The organism is Caballeronia zhejiangensis (assembly GCF_000698575.1).
Classification (GTDB): domain Bacteria; phylum Pseudomonadota; class Gammaproteobacteria; order Burkholderiales; family Burkholderiaceae; genus Caballeronia; species Caballeronia zhejiangensis.
This window is the reverse complement of sequence record NZ_JFHD01000090.1, coordinates 1-2295: the sequence shown is the minus strand read 5'-3', so window position 1 is coordinate 2295 and position 2295 is coordinate 1. Positions and strand designations below refer to the sequence as shown.

1 protein-coding gene is annotated in these 2295 nt (G+C 57.3%); it reads left to right on the top strand.

Going from position 1 to position 2295, the window contains the following annotated elements; translation table 11 throughout:
• Nucleotides 1-1119 precede the first annotated feature (1119 nt).
• A partial coding sequence (locus BG60_RS35975) for an ATP-binding protein (RefSeq protein WP_051996862.1) occupies nt 1120-2295 on the top strand: 1176 nt, incomplete at its 3' end.

The window sequence follows — 2295 nt, the reverse complement described above, 5'->3', positions numbered from 1 at the left end:
CCCCTCGGCCTTTGCGGACGCTCGTCGTTCACCCGCTGTGCGGCTGCAGCTTGCCTGTTAGCTGTCGTTCGCGATACGGCTCGCTCGAACGGCGGCTTCCGGGCACGGCTAACTGGTCTCTACGCCCATTGCAGCCCGTCGACCCCGCGCCACAGTCACGGCGGCTTTCCAAGCTACAACGGCCAACGGTCCGAGCAGACCGCGCCAAACACGTGATCGCGCGTCGTGTTTATCATGCTTTGCGATTGCAGATCTTGATCAAGAGTTTTCCTACGCCCCAGATTGCTGCCGCTTCCAGAAACCCGATCCACGAAGCAAGACTGCTGTGTGGTCCCGCCCTGTGTTCATAAAGATCAAGCAGACCGCCAGAATCATGAAAGCCCCTGTCTCGGCCCACTTGAGGTCTTCGCGGAGCTTCCTGTTCTCGCTGATCAAATCGTCCCGGTCACTCATTTTGGTCCCTTTCTCGTTGTCCAACGGAATACAGAACACGCCGAAGCTTGATTGTGAGCAGCCCCACATCCGAGTCGGCACCACGTGTGCGGTCCCACATAGCCGGGTGGCGCGGCTGCACCGTCTTTTTGGCCTATTGCCGATTGCGGCTCGAACTTGGCCAGACCGCCGCTCCGCTCGCGAAGAGGTACACGATGGATACATGCACGCGAAAGTCCGGCTCTGGCTGACTCCGTACGACGCCGCTCGCCGGCAGGTCGGCCATGGCCGGCGCTCGCCGCTAATCCTCCGTGCGGCTGTAGCTCGCCATTTCGCTGTCGTTCGCGATGCGGCGCAGTCAATCGTCGGCTTCCCGGAACGGCGAACGAGTATCGACGGACCCACAAGCGACATTCAACGATAGCAATAACGGGCAATCATGAAGAACCTAGATGAGCGCCGCACGCTTCGTCTCGTTTTTGTCTAACGCCAAGGCGCCTTTATGCTTTTCGGAAATCGGAAGACGACTCTTGAAATCATTAGGGCCGTCCAAAATTTCCTCTTAGCCACCTTCCAGACCAAAGGCAAGGTCCAACGAGAACGCTAGAATCTCAACCCCGCAATCAGTCGCTTTGGGCGGTCTCCGTGCGCCGCCATAAAGGTACCGTAAGCGCAGGAGGACAAAACATGAACATTCAGCGCCCTACCATTAGCAACGTTCGACCGCCCTTTAGCGATCACTCGAACGACATTTTCTTTGCTGCGGTCTCGACGACTCGCATGCCAATGCTTGTCACCGACCCAAATCAGGTAGACAACCCAATCGTCTTCGTCAACTCGGCCTTCCTTAACCTGACCGGCTATGACGTCGAAGAGTTAATGGGAAATAACTGCCGTCTCCTGCAGGGACCGGAGACGAGCCGGGCAACGATCTCCGAGATCCGCGACGCGATCGCCGAAGGGCGCGAGATCAACACCGAGATTTTGAATTACCGAAAAGACGGTTCAAGCTTCTGGAATGCTCTGTTTATTTCGCCCGTCAGGAATGAGGCGGGTGACATCGTGTATTACTTCGCTTCGCAACTCGATATTAGTCGTCGACGGGACGCAGAAGAGGCACTACGGCAGTCTCAGAAGATGGAAGCCCTCGGTCAACTCACCGGCGGCATCGCACATGACTTCAACAATCTGCTGCAGGTTATGAGCGGGTACGTGGACATCATGAAGCTTGGGATCGAGCACAAATTCGATCTCGGTCGATTTGTCATACCCGTCGAGCGGATGCGCGATGCCGTCACACGGGCCTCCACACTGACACAGCAACTGCTTGCCTTTGCACGCAAGCAGGAGCTGCGCGGTCGCGTCATTAACCTCAATTCGCGGCTTGACGACATTCGCGAACTGGCCGACAACACGTTTGGCGAGACGAAGGCCCTTTCGTTTGTCCCCGATCCGTCCTTGCGTAACTGCCAACTGGACGTATCGCAGTTCGAGGTCGCGGTGCTCAACCTCTTACTCAACGCTCGCGATGCGTTGCAGGGAAGAGATAACCCTCAAGTGACCGTGCGCACCGGCAATCTTTCTTTGACCGACCGCAGGCCAATCGGCTTCGCCCAACTCACGCCCGGCGAATATGTCTGGGTATCGGTAAGCGACAACGGGGTCGGGATTCCGCCTCACGTGTTGGCCCATGTCATGGATCCCTTCTTCACGACGAAAGAGGAAGGAAAGGGTACAGGTCTCGGTCTGTCAATGGTCTATGGGTTTGTCAGGCAGTCGGGGGGAGCAGTCGACATCTATTCCGAACGCGGTCACGGTACCACCGTCCGTCTTTACTTTCCCGCTGTTGCAGCTGACGCCGGG